This is a genomic window from Serratia sp. CY71090, assembly GCF_052166845.1.
GTDB classification, from domain to species: domain Bacteria; phylum Pseudomonadota; class Gammaproteobacteria; order Enterobacterales; family Enterobacteriaceae; genus Serratia; species Serratia nematodiphila.
On the sequence record NZ_JBJNOA010000013.1, the window covers coordinates 132548 to 147969 of the forward strand.

15 protein-coding genes are annotated in these 15422 nt (G+C 60.6%); 6 read left to right on the plus strand and 9 right to left on the minus strand.

Annotation, left to right across the window (positions count from 1 at the left end; all coding sequences use genetic code 11):
- Positions 1-15 precede the first annotated feature (15 nt).
- Positions 16-1116 carry a GGDEF domain-containing protein gene (locus ACJ8OK_RS21305; protein ID WP_033633297.1) on the minus strand — a complete coding sequence of 367 codons (1101 nt, stop codon included), beginning with the start codon at positions 1114-1116 and terminating at the stop codon, positions 16-18.
- Positions 1117-1439: 323 nt separating this feature from the next.
- On the opposite strand from ACJ8OK_RS21305, the gene ACJ8OK_RS21310 reads away from it, so the two are divergent.
- A complete protein-coding gene (locus tag ACJ8OK_RS21310; protein ID WP_410213740.1) occupies positions 1440-1922 on the plus strand; it encodes a heme-degrading domain-containing protein in 483 nt (160 codons plus the stop codon).
- Between the two features lie 235 nt (positions 1923-2157).
- Complete coding sequence (gene dauA / locus ACJ8OK_RS21315) at positions 2158-3846, plus strand: C4-dicarboxylic acid transporter DauA (protein WP_048322997.1); 1689 nt, start codon at positions 2158-2160, stop codon at positions 3844-3846.
- Positions 3847-3891: 45 nt separating this feature from the next.
- Here the strand turns inward: dauA and kdsA are convergent, their stop codons facing one another.
- Genes kdsA through hemA form a run of 6 tightly spaced genes read right to left on the minus strand, consistent with a single transcriptional unit; the run spans position 3892 to position 9265 of the window.
- Complete coding sequence (gene kdsA, locus ACJ8OK_RS21320; RefSeq protein WP_004941087.1) at positions 3892-4746, minus strand: 3-deoxy-8-phosphooctulonate synthase; 855 nt, start codon at positions 4744-4746, stop codon at positions 3892-3894.
- A gap of 58 nt (positions 4747-4804) precedes the next feature.
- The gene (sirB1, locus tag ACJ8OK_RS21325; RefSeq protein WP_015377575.1) at positions 4805-5614 is read right to left on the minus strand and encodes an invasion regulator SirB1; all 810 of its coding nucleotides are present in this window, start codon (positions 5612-5614) and stop codon (positions 4805-4807) included.
- Positions 5611-6012 carry a SirB2 family protein gene (locus ACJ8OK_RS21330; protein ID WP_171455054.1) on the minus strand — a complete coding sequence of 134 codons (402 nt, stop codon included), beginning with the start codon at positions 6010-6012 and terminating at the stop codon, positions 5611-5613. Before ACJ8OK_RS21330 ends, sirB1 begins: the two co-directional genes overlap by 4 nt.
- A 40-nt stretch (positions 6013-6052) precedes the next feature.
- Positions 6053-6886, minus strand: coding sequence for a peptide chain release factor N(5)-glutamine methyltransferase (gene prmC, locus ACJ8OK_RS21335; RefSeq protein ID WP_060559350.1), 834 nt, complete (start codon positions 6884-6886; stop codon positions 6053-6055).
- Positions 6886-7971 (minus strand): peptide chain release factor 1, encoded by a 1086-nt coding sequence (gene prfA, locus ACJ8OK_RS21340; RefSeq protein WP_015377573.1) that lies wholly within the window; start codon positions 7969-7971, stop codon positions 6886-6888. Before prfA ends, prmC begins: the two co-directional genes overlap by 1 nt.
- A gap of 31 nt (positions 7972-8002) precedes the next feature.
- Complete coding sequence (hemA, locus tag ACJ8OK_RS21345; RefSeq protein ID WP_004941072.1) at positions 8003-9265, minus strand: glutamyl-tRNA reductase; 1263 nt, start codon at positions 9263-9265, stop codon at positions 8003-8005.
- Positions 9266-9732: 467 nt separating this feature from the next.
- On the opposite strand from hemA, the gene lolB reads away from it, so the two are divergent.
- The 3 genes from lolB to prs all read left to right on the plus strand — a co-directional run bounded on the left by lolB (position 9733) and on the right by prs (position 12341).
- Positions 9733-10356 carry a lipoprotein insertase outer membrane protein LolB gene (gene lolB, locus ACJ8OK_RS21350; RefSeq protein WP_004941069.1) on the plus strand — a complete coding sequence of 208 codons (624 nt, stop codon included), beginning with the start codon at positions 9733-9735 and terminating at the stop codon, positions 10354-10356.
- Positions 10353-11219, plus strand: a complete 867-nt coding sequence (gene ispE / locus ACJ8OK_RS21355) for a 4-(cytidine 5'-diphospho)-2-C-methyl-D-erythritol kinase (RefSeq protein WP_048322990.1) — start codon at positions 10353-10355, stop codon at positions 11217-11219. The genes lolB and ispE overlap by 4 nt, the downstream gene beginning before the upstream one ends.
- Positions 11220-11393: 174 nt before the next feature.
- Positions 11394-12341: a ribose-phosphate diphosphokinase gene (gene prs / locus ACJ8OK_RS21360; RefSeq protein ID WP_004941061.1), complete on the plus strand. Its 948-nt coding sequence runs from the start codon at positions 11394-11396 to the stop codon at positions 12339-12341.
- Between the two features lie 184 nt (positions 12342-12525).
- Here prs and ychH read toward each other — a convergent pair whose 3' ends face one another.
- Positions 12526-12804, minus strand: a complete 279-nt coding sequence (gene ychH, locus ACJ8OK_RS21365) for a stress-induced protein YchH (RefSeq protein ID WP_004941056.1) — start codon at positions 12802-12804, stop codon at positions 12526-12528.
- A 301-nt stretch (positions 12805-13105) separates the two neighbouring features.
- Between ychH and pth the strand changes: the two genes are divergently transcribed.
- Positions 13106-13696 (plus strand): aminoacyl-tRNA hydrolase, encoded by a 591-nt coding sequence (gene pth, locus ACJ8OK_RS21370; RefSeq protein ID WP_021504829.1) that lies wholly within the window; start codon positions 13106-13108, stop codon positions 13694-13696.
- Between the two features lie 37 nt (positions 13697-13733).
- Here the strand turns inward: pth and ACJ8OK_RS21375 are convergent, their stop codons facing one another.
- The gene (locus ACJ8OK_RS21375; RefSeq protein ID WP_033633303.1) at positions 13734-15263 is read right to left on the minus strand and encodes a SulP family inorganic anion transporter; all 1530 of its coding nucleotides are present in this window, start codon (positions 15261-15263) and stop codon (positions 13734-13736) included.
- Positions 15264-15422: the final 159 nt, after the last annotated feature.

The following is a 15422-nucleotide window of genomic DNA, read 5'->3' on the forward strand; positions in this document are numbered from 1 at the left end:
GGCGGCGGGGGCGGCTTATTCGCGCGGGAATCCGGCGCCCAGCGGCGCCAGCTGCATCACGCGGCTGGTCACCACCCGGTTTTTGCCGCTGCGCTTCGCCTCATACAAGGCCTCGTCGGTCATGGCGATCGCCTTGTCCAGCGTCATGCCCGGCAGATACAGCGACACGCCGATCGACAGCGTGATGTGCGCTTCGTCGTGCGCATTCAGCAAGAACGTCGAGCTTTCAACCGCGCTGCGAATACGCTCCGCCACCCCGCCGATGACCTGCGGATCGTAGCTGGCGGTGATCACCATAAACTCCTCGCCGCCGTAGCGCCCGACGAAGTCCTCATTGCGCACGCTGTTTTGCAGCAGCCGGCCGACGCTGGCCAGCAGCACGTCACCGGCCGGATGGCCGTAGGTATCGTTGATGCTTTTGAAGTTATCCAAATCGAGGATCATCAGCCCGCACGGGCGGCGCTCGGCACGCTGCAGCATCAGCTGATAATCGACGCTGGCGCGGTTGTTGATGTGGGTCAGGCTGTCGGTGGTGGCGCGCGCGCGCATCGCGAAATAGGCGTAGATATGGCGCTCTTTGAAATTCAGCGCATGATAGCAAATCGCCAGACAGAGCGCGGAAACCGCCTGGTACAGCAACACATCCGGCCACAGCCCGCTCATGTCCACCAGCAGCCACACCACCGCGATGCGATACAGCGCGATGATGCCGATCGTCAGGTAAAACGTCCGGTGGGATTTTTTCAGCCACACGCGCGACAGCAGCAGCGGCGCGACGATCGAGGCGATGAACAGGTTATCGACGGTGAAACCGCCGGTCAGCGTCATGGCGAACAGAAAACTCACCAGCCCGCTGACGCCGCCGCCGAAGAAAGTCACCAATATCATCGGGATCATCGCAAAGCTGTAATGCACCTTATCGGTCAGCTCCAGCCGATCCTGGCTCAAATACAGCACCGCCACCCCGGCCAGCAGGCCGAAAACAACGCGCTTCCACAGTGCGGATTGATAAGAAAAAGGGGCATTCTTGCTGAGAAGGAAATAGCTTATCGACAACGTCGCGTAGGTAATGCAGGCGTCGCTGTAAAGGGTAGAAATGGACGCAATGTAAGTCATAAATAGTCAGCGCGCTCCTCGGGATCGCCAGGGGGTAATGTGCAGACGTTGAATAACGCATCCCTGTCGTCTCCGCTTCGGCGGCGGCCATTTATACCCGTCGTCTTTCAAACCGCAGCGTTGTTACCTGCACGCTCTCACCCCAGTCACTTACCTGAGTAAGCTCCTGGGGATGCGATCGCTGGGCGCCTAGCTGCAATTTGAAATCCATAGGGATACACAGTCTATTAATAGAGTAGCAGTTCTATCTTATCGCCAAGCCGTCTATCTCACGACGCCCGCTTCAGGCTACTCTGTGCGTTGTGTTATCGGGGGAGAACCGCATGAATATCGACGATGAACTGCAAGCGCTCAGCGAACAGGAAGCGACGCTGGCCTTTACCCATTTTGACGCCGCCACCGCCTGGGAACTGGGCGCGGCGCTGAAAACCGCCGCCGAGCGGCGCGGCCTGAGCATCGCCATCGAGATCCAACTGGCCGGGCAGACGCTGTTTTATTACGCCATGCCGGGGACAACGCCGGACATTGCCGACTGGGTGCGGCGCAAGCGCAATCTGGTGAACCATTTCCACAAAAGCTCTTACGCCATCGGCCTGCGCCTGCAGCAACGGCAAACGTCGCTGGAGGAGCGTTACGGGCTGAGCGTGCGTGACTATTCGGTGCACGGCGGCGCCTTCCCGCTCACCCTGACCGGCCTCGGCTGCGTCGGCAGCATCAGCATTTCCGGCGCGCCGCAGAAGGAAGATCACCAGCTGCTGGTGAGTACTTTAGCCCACTTTCTCGGCTTATCCCTGCCCACGCTGTAATAACCGTTAAAACCTTGACTGTCACTTTTCTTGTCAGCCGCAGAATCTGCGGCTGACTTCTCTATTATCGAAATTTAGCGCCGAACAAAAGGGCGACTCTCTGATTTCCTGCGCCAAATTGATACAGGTCTGGTAATCCGCTGAACAAAAGGCGTATGGTATCTGTCACGTGACAAGACGGACCTCATCGGGCCCGCCATTCCTTTCACTTTTGAAGATTTGGTACGCACCGTAGATGAAAACGCATGAAATAAACAAAATTCGCCCCTTCAGCGCGCTGATAGACGCCTGCTGGCGGGAACCTTATAACCTGGCGCGGCTGTTGAAAGACGCTATCGCCGGAGTCACGGTCGGTATTATCGCCATTCCGCTGGCGATGGCGTTGGCGATCGCCAGCGGCGTGCCGCCGCAGTACGGCCTGTATACCGCCGCCATCGCCGGCATTGTCATCGCCGTCAGCGGCGGTTCGCGCTACAGCGTCTCCGGCCCCACCGCCGCCTTCGTGGTGATCCTCTATCCGGTCTCGCAGCAGTTCGGCCTGGCCGGCCTGCTGGTCGCCACGCTGATCTCCGGGGTATTTCTGCTGCTGATGGGGCTCGCGCGCTTTGGCAGGCTGATCGAGTACATTCCGCTGCCGGTGACGCTCGGCTTTACCTCCGGCATCGCCATCACCATCGCCACCATGCAGATCAAGGACTTTTTCGGTCTGCAGCTGGCGCACACGCCGGAAAACTATGTCGGCAAGCTGTACGCCCTGCTGCAGGCGCTGCCGACGCTGGATCTCGGCGATACCCTGATCGGCGCCGTGACGCTGCTGATTTTGATCTTCTGGCCCAAGCTCGGCCTGCGGGTGCCCGGCCACCTGCCGGCGCTGCTGGCGGGCACCGCGCTGATGGGGCTGCTGACGCTGTTTGACCACCCGGTGGCGACCATCGGTTCCCGCTTCAGCTACCTGCTGGCCGATGGCAGCAGCGGCCAGGGCATTCCGCCGATCCTGCCGCAGCTGTTGCTGCCCTGGGATCTGCCGGGCGGCGGCGGGCAGCCGTTCACTCTGAGTTGGCAAACCGTTTCCGCCCTGTTGCCGGCGGCGTTTTCGATGGCAATGCTCGGCGCGATCGAATCACTGCTGTGCGCAGTGGTGCTCGACGGCATGACCGGCAAGAAGCATAACTCGAACAGCGAATTAATCGGCCAGGGTGCGGGCAACATCATCGCGCCGTTCTTCGGCGGCATCACCGCGACCGCCGCGATTGCCCGATCGGCCGCTAACGTGCGCGCCGGCGCCACCTCACCGGTGTCCGCCATCATCCACGCACTGCTGGTGCTGTTGGCGCTGCTGGTTCTGGCGCCGTGGCTCTCTTATCTGCCGCTGGCGGCGATGGCGGCGCTGCTGCTGATGGTCGCCTGGAACATGAGCGAGGCGCACAAAGTGATTTACCTGCTGCGCCGGGCGCCGAAGGACGACATTCTGGTGCTGCTGCTGTGCATGTCGCTGACGGTGCTGTTCGACATGGTGATCGCCATTACCGTGGGCATTGTGTTGGCGTCGCTGCTGTTTATGCGCCGCATCGCCCGCATGACGCGGTTGAGCGAGCTGAGCGCCGACGATGGCCGCCTGGTGCTGCGAGTGAATGGCCCGCTGTTCTTCGCCGCCGCCGAGCGTATCTTTAGCGAACTGCTGGCACGCAGCGAGGATTACCGGACGATCGTGCTGCAGTGGGATGCGGTGCCAGTGCTCGACGCCGGCGGCCTGAACGCCCTGCGGCGCTTTATCGACGTGCTGCCGGCGGATAAAAAGCTGGTGATCACCGACGTGCCGTTCCAGCCGCTGAAAACCCTGGCGCGCGCGCGGGTGCAGCCGATCGAGGGCCGCTTGCAGTTCTACCCGACGCTGCCGGAAGCGCTGGCGGCCACCGGCGCCTGAACGTAAAAAAGCCCGACGCGTCGGGCTTTTTTTGGCGATGAGCGCTTAGTTGCTGGTATCCAGCTCCGGGAAGCTCTTCACCAGGTCGTCGATGGCTTTCATCTGCGCCAGGAACGGTTCCAGCTTGTCCAACGGCAGCGCGGACGGCCCGTCGCACTTGGCGTTGTTAGGATCCGGGTGCGCTTCGAGGAACAGCCCAGCCAGGCCAACCGCCATGCCGGCACGCGCCAGCTCGGCCACCTGAGCACGACGGCCGCCGGACGCGGCGCCGAACGGATCGCGGGTCTGCAGCGCGTGGGTCACGTCGAAGATCACCGGATGGCCGCCAGTCACGTTCTTCATCACGTTGATGCCCAGCATGTCGACCACCAGGTTGTCATAGCCAAAGTTGCTGCCGCGATCGCACAGGATCACCTGGTCGTTGCCGCCCTCTTTGAACTTGTCGACGATGTTGCCCATCTGCCCCGGGCTGACAAACTGCGGCTTCTTGACGTTGATCACCGCGCCGGTTTTCGCCATCGCTTCCACCAGATCGGTCTGACGCGCCAGGAAGGCCGGCAGCTGGATCACGTCAACCACTTCAGAAACCGGCTGCGCCTGTGCCGCTTCGTGCACGTCGGTGATGATTTTCACGCCGAAGGTTTTTTTCAGCTCTTCGAAGATCTTCATCCCTTCTTCCAGGCCCGGACCGCGGTACGAGTGAATGGAAGAACGGTTGGCCTTGTCGAAAGAGGCTTTGAATACGTAAGGAATGCCCAGTTTTTGCGTCACGGTGACGTAGTGCTCGCAGATGCTCATCGCCAGGTCGCGCGATTCCAGCACGTTCATACCGCCAAACAGCACAAACGGCAGATCGTTTGCTACGTCGATGTCGCCAATGCTAACCACTTTCTGTTTCATGCTTTCGCCTTTGTTAAGGTTGTAACCGTCGCCTTGCAAACTGCACGGAGTCATTGAATTAATGCAGCGTCACCTGTTTCGGTTCAATCGAATGGATCTGCACTTTGATCACCTCGCTGACCGGGTCTTCAGGACACTGCTCGACAAAATAGTTGAGATCGGAAATCGCGATGTGGTTGCACTCCAGCTGGGCATAAATCAGCCCGCGGTCGCGGATCTCGTACGGATCTTCCGGATCGAAGCACAACACCGTTTCACTGGTGCGCAGCGCCATTTCCAGCTGCTTTTCTTCCATCAGAGCGGCCTTCAGCGTATCCAGCATCTTGCGCACCACCATGATGTTCTCGGATTCGTCGAGATCGTCGTCTTCCAGCTCGGCGCCCAAGCCCAGGTTGCCCTTAATCCACACCTCCAGCTGGTGTTCGCTCAGGGTTTCGCCGTTCAGCGGGTTGATCAGCCACAGCTCTTCATCCAGCCAATCGGCGCGCAGGATCAGCTGAGTGGGGAAAATCACCGGCAGCAGCGGCAGATCCAGCGCGTTGGCGATGTGCAGGAAGATGGTGCCGAGCGAAACCGGCGTGCCCTGCCGCCCCTCCAGCACCTTGTCCAGCCAGATGGCGTCCGACAGGCGGTACACGCCGCTGGCGCCGCCGAATCCCCAGGTCTTGTAGAACAGTTCAATGAGCGCATCCAGTTGCTGCTCCTGAGTGATATCGGCCGGCACCACCGCGCGCGCTTCGTCCACCAGCTGTTGCAGCTTGCGCTCCACGTCGGCAGCCGGGAAATCGCGCCGCACCGACTGCGACACCAGGATCACCCCTTCGCTCAGCGGCGAGGTGTTAAATTCAAAATCAGCAATGCTACTCATAGGTATCCCATCAGAAACGGTATTTTCGTCGTGGCAAGTTTAATTATCAGGTACAGGCAGCCCAACGCCAGCACGAACGCCACGGTTCGCAGCCGCTGACTTTTGGTCTTCTTGCCCAATGCGACGTAGCCAAGCAGGATATAGATAATAACGCCAAACAGCTTCTCGGTCAGCCATGAGTCCATACCCAGCAGCGGATAAAACCCGAACGTCACCACCAGCGCGATGCCGCTGACGAACAGCAGCGTGTCATTCAGGTGCGGCGCTATCTTGACCCAGCGGCGACCCATGATCGGCGAACGGCGCCACTGCCAAAAGAAACGCAGCACAAACAAGGTAATACTGATGGCGACCGTCAGCAAATGGAAATGTTTCAACGCGGTGTATGCAGTCATGATGCTCCCTTAAATGGCCCGGGCGTCGTTATTATGAGGGCGCTTATCCCGGCCATTGGCCGAGCGTCACGCGGTCGTTGTCGCCGTAATCACGGTGGGTGGCGACAGCGGAAAATCCGGCGGCCTGCAGCAGCGCGCGCACGCTCTCACCCTGCTGCCAGCCATGTTCCAACAGCAGCCAGCCCTGCGGCTGCAGATAGTGCGGCGCCTGGCGCACGATGGCGGCCAGATCCGCCAAGCCATGCTCGGCGGCGACCAGCGCACTGCCCGGCTCGAAGCGCACGTCGCCCTGCGACAAATGCGGATCGGCGGCATCGATATAGGGCGGATTGCTGGCGATCAGCGCGAAACGTTGCCCCGCGACTGGCGCAAACCAGCTGCCCTGTAAAAATCGGACGTTGTCGATCTTCAGCTTGTGCGCATTGTGCTGCGCCAGCGCAACCGCCTCCGGCTGCACATCGACGCCGATAGCCGAACAATCCGGGCGCTCGCTGGCCAGCGCCAGCGCAATGGCGCCGGTGCCGGTGCCGAGATCGAGGAAGTGGCAGGGTTGCGGCGGCAGGCGCGCCAACGCCAGCTCCACCAGGCATTCGGTATCCGGGCGCGGGATCAGCGTCGCGGGCGAGACCGACAGCGGCAGCGACCAAAACTCGCGCTCGCCCACCAGATAGGCCACCGGCTCACCGCGTTCGCGGCGCGCCAGCAGCGTCTCCAGCTGCTGTTGCTGCGGCGGCGTCAGCACGGTTTCCCCGAACGCCATCAGGAAGGTTCTGGCCCTGCCGGTCACGAAACCCAACAGGATTTCCGCGTCGCGCCGGGCGCTGTCGCTGTGGGTCAAACGCGCGGCGGCGGCTTTCAGCCAGTGTTGATACTCCATCACTCTTGCTCGGCGGACAGCGCCGCCAGCTGATCGGCCTGATACTCCTGCACGATCGGCTGGATCAGCATATCCAGTTTGCCTTCCATCACCTCGTCCAGGCGGTAGAGCGTCAGGTTGATGCGGTGGTCGGTCACCCGCCCCTGCGGGAAGTTGTAGGTGCGGTTACGGTCGGAACGATCGCCGCTGCCCAGCAGGTTGCGGCGAGTGGACGCCTCGGCCTGCTGGCGCTTGGCCATCTCGGCGGCACGAATGCGCGCGCCCAGCACCGACATCGCCTTGGCTTTGTTTTTGTGCTGTGAACGTTCGTCCTGGCACTCCACCACGATGCCGGTCGGCAGGTGAGTGATGCGGATCGCCGAATCGGTGGTGTTAACGTGCTGGCCGCCGGCGCCGGAGGAACGGAAGGTGTCGATTTTCAGATCGCCCGGGTTGATGTCCGGCAGCTCGGCTTCCGGCACTTCCGGCATCACCGCCACGGTGCAGGCGGAGGTGTGGATGCGCCCCTGGGATTCGGTTTCCGGCACGCGCTGCACGCGGTGGCCGCCGGATTCAAACTTCAGCTGGCCGTACACGCCGTCGCCGGAAACTTTGGCGATCACTTCTTTGAAGCCGCCGTGTTCGCCTTCGTTGGCGCTCATCACCTCGACGCGCCAGCGGCGGCCTTCGGCGTAACGGCTGTACATGCGGAACAGATCGCCGGCGAAGATCGCCGCCTCATCGCCGCCGGTGCCGGCGCGCACTTCGAGGAAGCAGCTGCGCTCATCATCCGGATCTTTCGGCAGCAGCAAGACCTGCAGCTGCTGTTCCAGCGCTTCGCTGCTCGCCCGCGCCTGTTTCAGCTCTTCCTGCGCCATCTCGCGCATTTCCGGATCGTCCAGCATCATTTCCGCCGTCTCCAGATCCTCCTGCACCTGACGCCATTCCAGGAAGCAGCGGCTGACGTCGGTCAGCTGCGCGTATTCTCGCGACAGCGCGCGGAACCGGTCTTGGTCGGCGATGACGCCGGCATCGCCGAGCAGCGCCTGCACTTCTTCATGGCGCTCTTGTAACGCTTCCAGTTTGGCAACAATAGAAGGCTTCATGCGTGGTAATAAACCCTGTTAATAGAGAAAACTAATGCTGATCCAGCCCGAGGCTGTCGCGTAATAACTGCAACCGCTCCACGTCGCCGTCGCCGGCGGCCTGCTGGAGGGATTTGGTAGGGGCATGAATAAGACGGTTGGTCAGTTTATGGGCCAGCTCGTGAATAACCTGCTCCACGTTGGCGCCCTGCGCGATGGCGGCCAGCGCTTTGGCCTCCATCTCTGCGCGGATCTGGTCGGCCTGCGAACGGTAGTCGCGGATGGTTTCCACCGCGCCCTGCGAACGCAGCCAGGCCATGAAGTTGGTGCTTTCCTGCTGCACGATCGATTCCGCCTGCACCGCCGCCGCTTTGCGCTGCGCCAGGTTGCTTTGAATGATGGCGTGCAGATCGTCCACGCTGTACAGATAGGCGTTGGCCAGCTTGCCGACCTCCGGCTCGATATCGCGCGGTACGGCGATATCCACCAACAGCATCGGCTGGTTGCGGCGCGCCTTCAGCGCGCGCTCCACCATCCCCTTGCCGATGATCGGCAGCGGGCTGGCGGTGGAACTGATAATGATGTCGGCGTCCGCCAGACGCTCGTCGATCTCCGGCAGGGTGATCACTTCCGCGCCGACTTCCTCCGCCAGCAATTGCGCGCGCTCGCGGGTGCGGTTAGCGATGATCATATGCCGCACTTTGTGCTCGCGCAGGTGGCGCGCCACCAGCTCGATGGTTTCACCGGCGCCCACCAGCAAGACGTTGAGATCGGCCAGCGATTCGAAGATCTGCCGCGCCAGCGTACAGGCGGCGAAAGCCACGGAGACCGCGCTGGCGCCGATTTCGGTTTCGGTGCGCACGCGCTTGGCGACGGAGAAGGATTTCTGGAACAGGCGCTCCAGCTCGCCGGACAGCGACTGACCGCGTTGTGACTCGGCGAAGGCCTTTTTCACCTGGCCGAGGATTTGCGGTTCGCCCAGCACCAGCGAGTCCAACCCGCTGGCCACCCGCATCAGATGGCTGACCGCGTCGTTGCCTTGATGCCAGTAGAGGCTTTTCTTCACCTCTTCCGGACGCAGGTTGTGGTAGGCGCACAGCCAGGCGACCAGCTGTTCGTGCATGTGCTCCTGCTGCTCCACGCTGAGGTACAGCTCGGTACGGTTGCAGGTGGACAACACGACGCCGCCCTGCACCAACGGTTGTTGGAGCAAGCTGGTCAGCGCCTCATCGATGGACTCTGGCGAGAAGGTCACCCTTTCACGCAGAGAAACCGGAGCGGTTTTGTGATTTATACCTAACGCCAGCAGGGTCATTGCTTCGAGTAATACTTCTGTTGGTACGGGTTCTCGTTGAACGGCATTCTACTTGATGCGCGGGATCAATAAAAGTAACAACCGCATCTTCCGTTCAATCGCTGTCATAGACGACATCAATTAATGAATAAGTAATAAATACAGCGGGATAAATAGTCAAAGGGAAGGCTGATGGTTTAAATTTTAGCGCAGTTTGCGAAGACGCGCACGCTATTCGGCGCACATAACGGCGGCGTTTGCGCAACTCTGCACCGCTTATCGGGAGCGCCTCCCCCGCCTTCAGGCGATTGTGTTACGCTTAATGGCAACCCCGACGCGCGCGCCGTGTTGGCACTACGCCGGTAAACGCGGCAAGATTCAACGCGATGCAGCAAAAAATTGACGCGCCGCCGCCGCCCCGTTAGCGTGAGCGCTGAATCCGGGTTTCGTCGCGCATGCCCGCAAGGACAAAAGGACAAGAAAAAGTTATGCCAATACGCAAAGTTAGTTTGCTCCGTCTGATCCCGCTGGCCAGCCTGGTGCTGGCCGCTTGTACCACCACCAAGCCAACCGGCCCGGCCACCAGCCCGACCTCACCGCAGTGGCGCGCCCATGAGCAGGCGGTGCAGCAGCTTAGCACCTATCAGACCCGCGGCTCTTTCGCCTACTTGTCTGATCAGAAAAAAGTCTATGCCCGCTTCTTCTGGCAGCAGTTTTCGCCGGAGCGCTACCGCCTGCTACTGACTAACCCGCTGGGCAGCACGGAAATGGATCTCAACGTACAGAAAAACGTGGTGCAGCTGACCGACAACCAGGGCAAACGCTACGTCAGCGACAACCCGGAAGAGATGATCCGCAAGCTGACCGGGATGGCGATCCCGCTGAACAACCTGCGCCAGTGGATGGTCGGCCTGCCGGGCGAAGCCAGCGATTTTGCGCTGGATGACCAATATCGCCTGAGCAAACTGACCTACCAGCAAGGCGGTCAAACCTGGAAAGTGGATTACCAGAGCTACAGCACCGAGGTGCAGCCGACGCTGCCGAACCGTTTGGAGCTGCAGCAGGGCGACCAACGCATCAAGCTGAAAATGGATAACTGGACGCTCAAATGATCCGCCAGTGGCCCTCCCCCGCGAAGCTCAACCTGTTTCTGTACATCACCGGCCGTCGTGAAGACGGCTATCACCTGCTGCAGACGCTGTTCCAGTTTTTGGACTACGGCGACACCCTGACCATTGACCCGCGCCAGGACGATCGCATTAACCTGCTGACGCCGGTCGACGGCGTGCCGGACGAGCAGAACCTGATCGTGCGCGCCGCCCGCCTGCTGCAGCGCTATTGTGATGAACAGGGTCTGCAGACCGCACCGCGCGGCGCCGACATCAGCATCGACAAGCGCCTGCCGATGGGCGGCGGCCTAGGCGGCGGCTCTTCCAACGCCGCCACCGTGCTGGTGGCGCTGAACGAACTGTGGCGCTGCGGCCTTGACGACGACCAACTGGCTGCGTTGGGGCTTAGCCTCGGCGCCGACGTGCCGGTGTTCGTGCGCGGCCACGCCGCCTTCGCCGAAGGCATCGGCGAACGCCTGCTGCCGGCCGAGCCGCCGGAAAAATGGTATCTGGTGGCGCATCCCGGCGTCGGTATCCCGACACCGCTTATCTTCGGCGACCCCGAATTGAAAAGAGACACCCCGGTTCGCTCCTTAAGTGAGCTGTTGCAGGCGCCGTACGCAAATGATTGCGAACCGATCGCAAGAAAACGTTTTCGCGAGGTTGAACAGCTTCTTTCATGGCTGTTAGAATACGCCCCGTCACGCCTGACTGGCACAGGTGCTTGTGTGTTTGCTGAATTCGACACAGAAATCGCCGCCCGTCAGGTGTTAAATCAAGCCCCGGAGTGGTTGTGTGGTTTTGTAGCGCGCGGCGTTAACGTCTCCCCACTACATCGCATTCGTTCCGGGCGGTTTGAGTCGTAGCTCAACGTTTCGCTGCGCAGGGTCATGCACACCTGGCCCTGTTATCCCTGCGCTGCCTGCGATCTCAATTTTAGTTTTACATACCCGTATGTATATTGCGCCGGCGTCGCCGACTGCTCCTTGGCGAGGTCGTATGACAATATCTTCTCTGGACGCAAGCCTGAGGTTCTTCTCGTGCCTGATATGAAGCTTTTTGCTGGTAACGCCACCCCGGAACTAGCACAACGTATTGCCAACCGTTTGTACACCAGCCTTGGTGACGCCGCTGTAGGTCGTTTTAGCGACGGCGAAGTGAGCGTGCAAATCAACGAAAATGTACGCGGCGGTGATATTTTCATCATCCAGTCCACCTGTGCCCCGACCAACGACAACCTGATGGAACTGGTTGTGATGGTCGACGCCCTGCGTCGCGCCTCCGCAGGTCGTATTACCGCCGTTATCCCTTACTTCGGCTATGCCCGCCAGGATCGCCGCGTGCGTTCCGCGCGTGTGCCAATCACCGCCAAGGTGGTTGCCGATTTCCTCTCCAGCGTAGGGGTTGACCGCGTTCTGACGGTGGATCTGCATGCTGAGCAGATTCAAGGCTTCTTCGACGTACCGGTAGACAACGTGTTCGGCAGCCCGATCCTGCTGGAAGACATGCTGCAGCAGAACCTGGAAAACCCGATCGTGGTTTCCCCGGACATCGGCGGCGTCGTGCGCGCCCGCGCTATCGCCAAACTGCTGAACGACACCGACATGGCCATCATCGACAAACGCCGCCCGCGCGCGAACGTTTCTCAGGTGATGCACATCATCGGTGACGTGGCGGGCCGCGACTGCGTGCTGGTCGACGACATGATCGACACCGGCGGCACCTTGTGTAAAGCGGCTGAAGCGTTGAAAGAACGCGGTGCCAAGCGCGTATTCGCCTACGCGACGCACCCGATCTTCTCCGGCAACGCCGTGGACAACATCAAGAACTCGGTGATTGATGAAGTGATCGTCTGCGACACCATTCCGCTGTCGCCGGAAATCAAGGCACTGAAAAACGTTCGCACTCTGACCCTGTCCGGCATGCTGGCTGAAGCCATTCGCCGCATCAGCAACGAAGAGTCGATCTCTGCGATGTTCGAGCATTAATTCGTCGTCTTTCCGGTGCGGCGCCCACTGCGCCGGAAAGATAGCGAGCCCGACAGCAGAAAAGAAAAACCCGTTGGTGCGCGAGCAACAACGGGTTTTCTACTTGTAGTCCGACATGACCTCAAACCTTAATGCACGGCAGATGTTCCCTTGCCCCGCTCTTGCTTCCCTTCTGCTTTTTTAATTAATGCGACGAACGATGTTGATCGTTGCGGCACCGTTTATCAAAGTGTTTTACCCACCAGTAGCGATCCGCCACCTGTTCGCGGCCGCCGATACGCGCGCCCACCAGCCACAACAGCGCGCCGACGAAGATGCTCATGATGGCGCCGTGGGCGAAAAATTGCGGCAGATTGAACTGGGATACTTCAGCAATAATTGAGTATCCGACACCGCCGATCATCACGACCAGCCCCAGTCCCATAAAAAAGTTGCCCACTCTGTCCGCGCTTCTACGTTTCATATGCCATCTCCATGATTGCCATGTGCCAACCGGGATAACGCTGCAACTTGTTAACCCACTTTGATAAGTTAAGTATAGTCCCTGTTGCGGCAAGGGGATTGCGGAGGCGATCACAAATGGTAAAGAATTATTGACACTTCTTAACACAGTGCTGAAAATTAGCGGACAAATTGAATTATTAAGCTAATGAATCATTCATCTTTCTTACCCAGGGTGACGGCAGAGATCGGGTTTTGTCATTCATCGCCCCGACAGGTAGACTAAGGCACTTTCCATTACCCTGATCATAGCGAATCTCCCAGTGAGCAGTATTAAATTGATAGTCGGCCTCGCCAACCCGGGCGCGGAATACGCCCAGACACGCCACAACGCCGGCGCCTGGTACGTCGATCTGCTGGCCCAGCGCCACAATCAGCAGTTAAAAGAAGAGAGCAAGTTCTTCGGCTACACCGCCCGTTTGAACCTGGCGGGCAACGACGTGCGCCTGCTGGTGCCGACCACCTTCATGAACCTGAGCGGCAAAGCGGTGCTGGCGATGGCCAACTTCTACCGCATCGAACCCAGCGAGATCCTGGTGGCGCACGACGAGCTGGATCTGCCGCCCGGCGTGGCCAAAATCAAGCTCGGCGGCGGCAACGGTGGCCACAACGGCCTGAAGGACATCCAGAACAAGTTCGGCAACAACCCGAACTTCTACCGCCTGCGCATCGGCATCGGCCATCCGGGCGACAAGAACAAGGTGGTGGGCTTCGTGCTCGGCAAGCCGCCGGCCAGCGAACAGAAGATGATTGACGAAGCGATCGATGAGTCGCTGCGCTGCACCGAAATGCTGATGAAAGACGGGCTGGAAAAAACCGTTCAGCGCCTGCACAGCTTCAAGGCGCAGGCCTGATCCTTGCCGCAGCGGGCGCCCTGCCCGCTGCCTGCTTTTAGCCGCGCGGGTTGAAGGTTTCCTCGCCCACCCGGCGCTCATCGGCGGTGAAGCCCTCTTCCGCCACGTAATACTGCGGATCGTCCAGCTCATGGCTGCAGAACGGCCCGGCGCGTTTGAGCAGGCGCACGCAGTCAGCGCTCAGGTGGCGCAGACGAATGCTTTTCCCCGCCGCCAGATAACGCGCCGTCAGCTTATCGATAGCCTCCACGCCGCTGGAATCCATCACCCGGGTGCCGGCAAAATCCAGCACCACATTCTGCGCATCGCTCTGCGGATCGAACAGCTCGGCGAAAGCCGCGGCGGAGCCGAAGAACAGCGGGCCATCCAGTTGATACACCGCCACGTCGCCCGTCACCTGCCGCTGGCGCACGCGGATGCGCGCCTGCTGCCAGGCGAACACCAGCGCTGAGATAATCACCCCGCTGATCACCGCCACCGCCAGATCGGTAAAGATGGTGATCAGCGTGACGACGATCATTACCAGCGCGTCGGCTTTCGGCATGCGGCGCAAGCGGCGCAGCGAGCTCCACTCGAAGGTGTTGTAACACACCACCAGCATCACCCCGGCCAGCGCCGCCACCGGCAGCAGGCCGATATAGCGCGACAGGCTGACCACGAACAGAATCAGCAGGATGGCGCCCACCGTGCCGGAGATGCGCCCGCGCCCGCCCGAGGTGAAGTTGATGATCGACTGGCCGATCATCGCGCAGCCGGCGAAGCAGCCGAACAGGCCGCATACCGCGTTACCGGCGCCCTGCGCGATACTCTCGCGATTGCCGTTGCCCTTCTTGCCGCCCATTTCATCCAGCACCGTCATGGTCAGCAGCGATTCAATCAAACCGACCAGGGCGATCACCACCGCGTAGGGCAGCACCACCCGCACCATCTCCAGGGTAAACGGCGCCGTCGGCAGACTAAAGTGCGGCAGCGCGCCGGAAATGTCCGCCAGATCGCCCACCCGCAGCGTGTGCAGGTTGAGGCCAATCGCCAACGCCGAGACCACCAGCAGCGCCGCCAGCGAAGACGGAATGGCTTTGGTGAGGCGCGGGAACAGCACCACCACCGCAATCGCCAGCGCCACCAGGCCGTACATCAGCGGCCCCTGCCCGGCGATCATCTTCAGCTGCGCCAGCATGATGACGATCGCCAGGCCGTTGACGAAGCCGTGGATCGCCGGCAGCGGCACCAGACGAATGAACTTGCCCAGCCGGAAGGCGCCGATCAGGATTTGAATCGCCCCGGCAAACAGCGTGGCCCACAGCACGTAACCCATGCCGTACTGCGCCGCCAGGCTCATCAGCACCACCACAATGGAGCCGGCGGCGCCGGAAACCATGCCCGGTTTGCCGCCGAACAGCGCCGTGACCAGGCCGATAATAAACGCGGTATGCAAGCCGACAATTGGCGAAAGACCGGCGACCAGCGAAAAGCCGACCGCCTCGGGGATCATCGAAACCGCCACCACAAAGCCCGCCAGGACTTCATTTTTAACGTCCGCGATCCTGACGTTACTCAGGTTAAACATGCATTATTCACTTATGACAGATGACATCATCTCCCCGCGTAGCGGGTATGGGGAGCCGCAAGGGGCGGCAGAGTGCAGGCGGGCACAGCTCAGGGTGGCGTAGGCAAGAAATACATCCGGCGCGTTTCCTGTCGGTTAATCGGAACGGCCAGTATGGGT

Bases quoted from the DNA above. Each gene is read 5' to 3' on its own strand.
- sirB1 (WP_015377575.1), bottom strand. From the start codon at position 5,614: ATGAGTAGCATTGCTGATTTTGAATTTAACACCTCGCCGCTGAGCGAA.
- kdsA (WP_004941087.1), bottom strand. From the start codon at position 4,746: ATGAAACAGAAAGTGGTTAGCATTGGCGACATCGACGTAGCAAACGAT.
- ychH (WP_004941056.1), bottom strand. From the start codon at position 12,804: ATGAAACGTAGAAGCGCGGACAGAGTGGGCAACTTTTTTATGGGACTG.
- lolB (WP_004941069.1), top strand. From the start codon at position 9,733: ATGCCAATACGCAAAGTTAGTTTGCTCCGTCTGATCCCGCTGGCCAGC.
- prfA (WP_015377573.1), bottom strand. From the start codon at position 7,971: ATGAAGCCTTCTATTGTTGCCAAACTGGAAGCGTTACAAGAGCGCCAT.
- prmC (WP_060559350.1), bottom strand. From the start codon at position 6,886: ATGGAGTATCAACACTGGCTGAAAGCCGCCGCCGCGCGTTTGACCCAC.
- ACJ8OK_RS21375 (WP_033633303.1), bottom strand. From the start codon at position 15,263: ATGTTTAACCTGAGTAACGTCAGGATCGCGGACGTTAAAAATGAAGTC.
- ispE (WP_048322990.1), top strand. From the start codon at position 10,353: ATGATCCGCCAGTGGCCCTCCCCCGCGAAGCTCAACCTGTTTCTGTAC.
- ACJ8OK_RS21305 (WP_033633297.1), bottom strand. From the start codon at position 1,116: ATGACTTACATTGCGTCCATTTCTACCCTTTACAGCGACGCCTGCATT.
- dauA (WP_048322997.1), top strand. From the start codon at position 2,158: ATGAAAACGCATGAAATAAACAAAATTCGCCCCTTCAGCGCGCTGATA.
- ACJ8OK_RS21310 (WP_410213740.1), top strand. From the start codon at position 1,440: ATGAATATCGACGATGAACTGCAAGCGCTCAGCGAACAGGAAGCGACG.
- hemA (WP_004941072.1), bottom strand. From the start codon at position 9,265: ATGACCCTGCTGGCGTTAGGTATAAATCACAAAACCGCTCCGGTTTCT.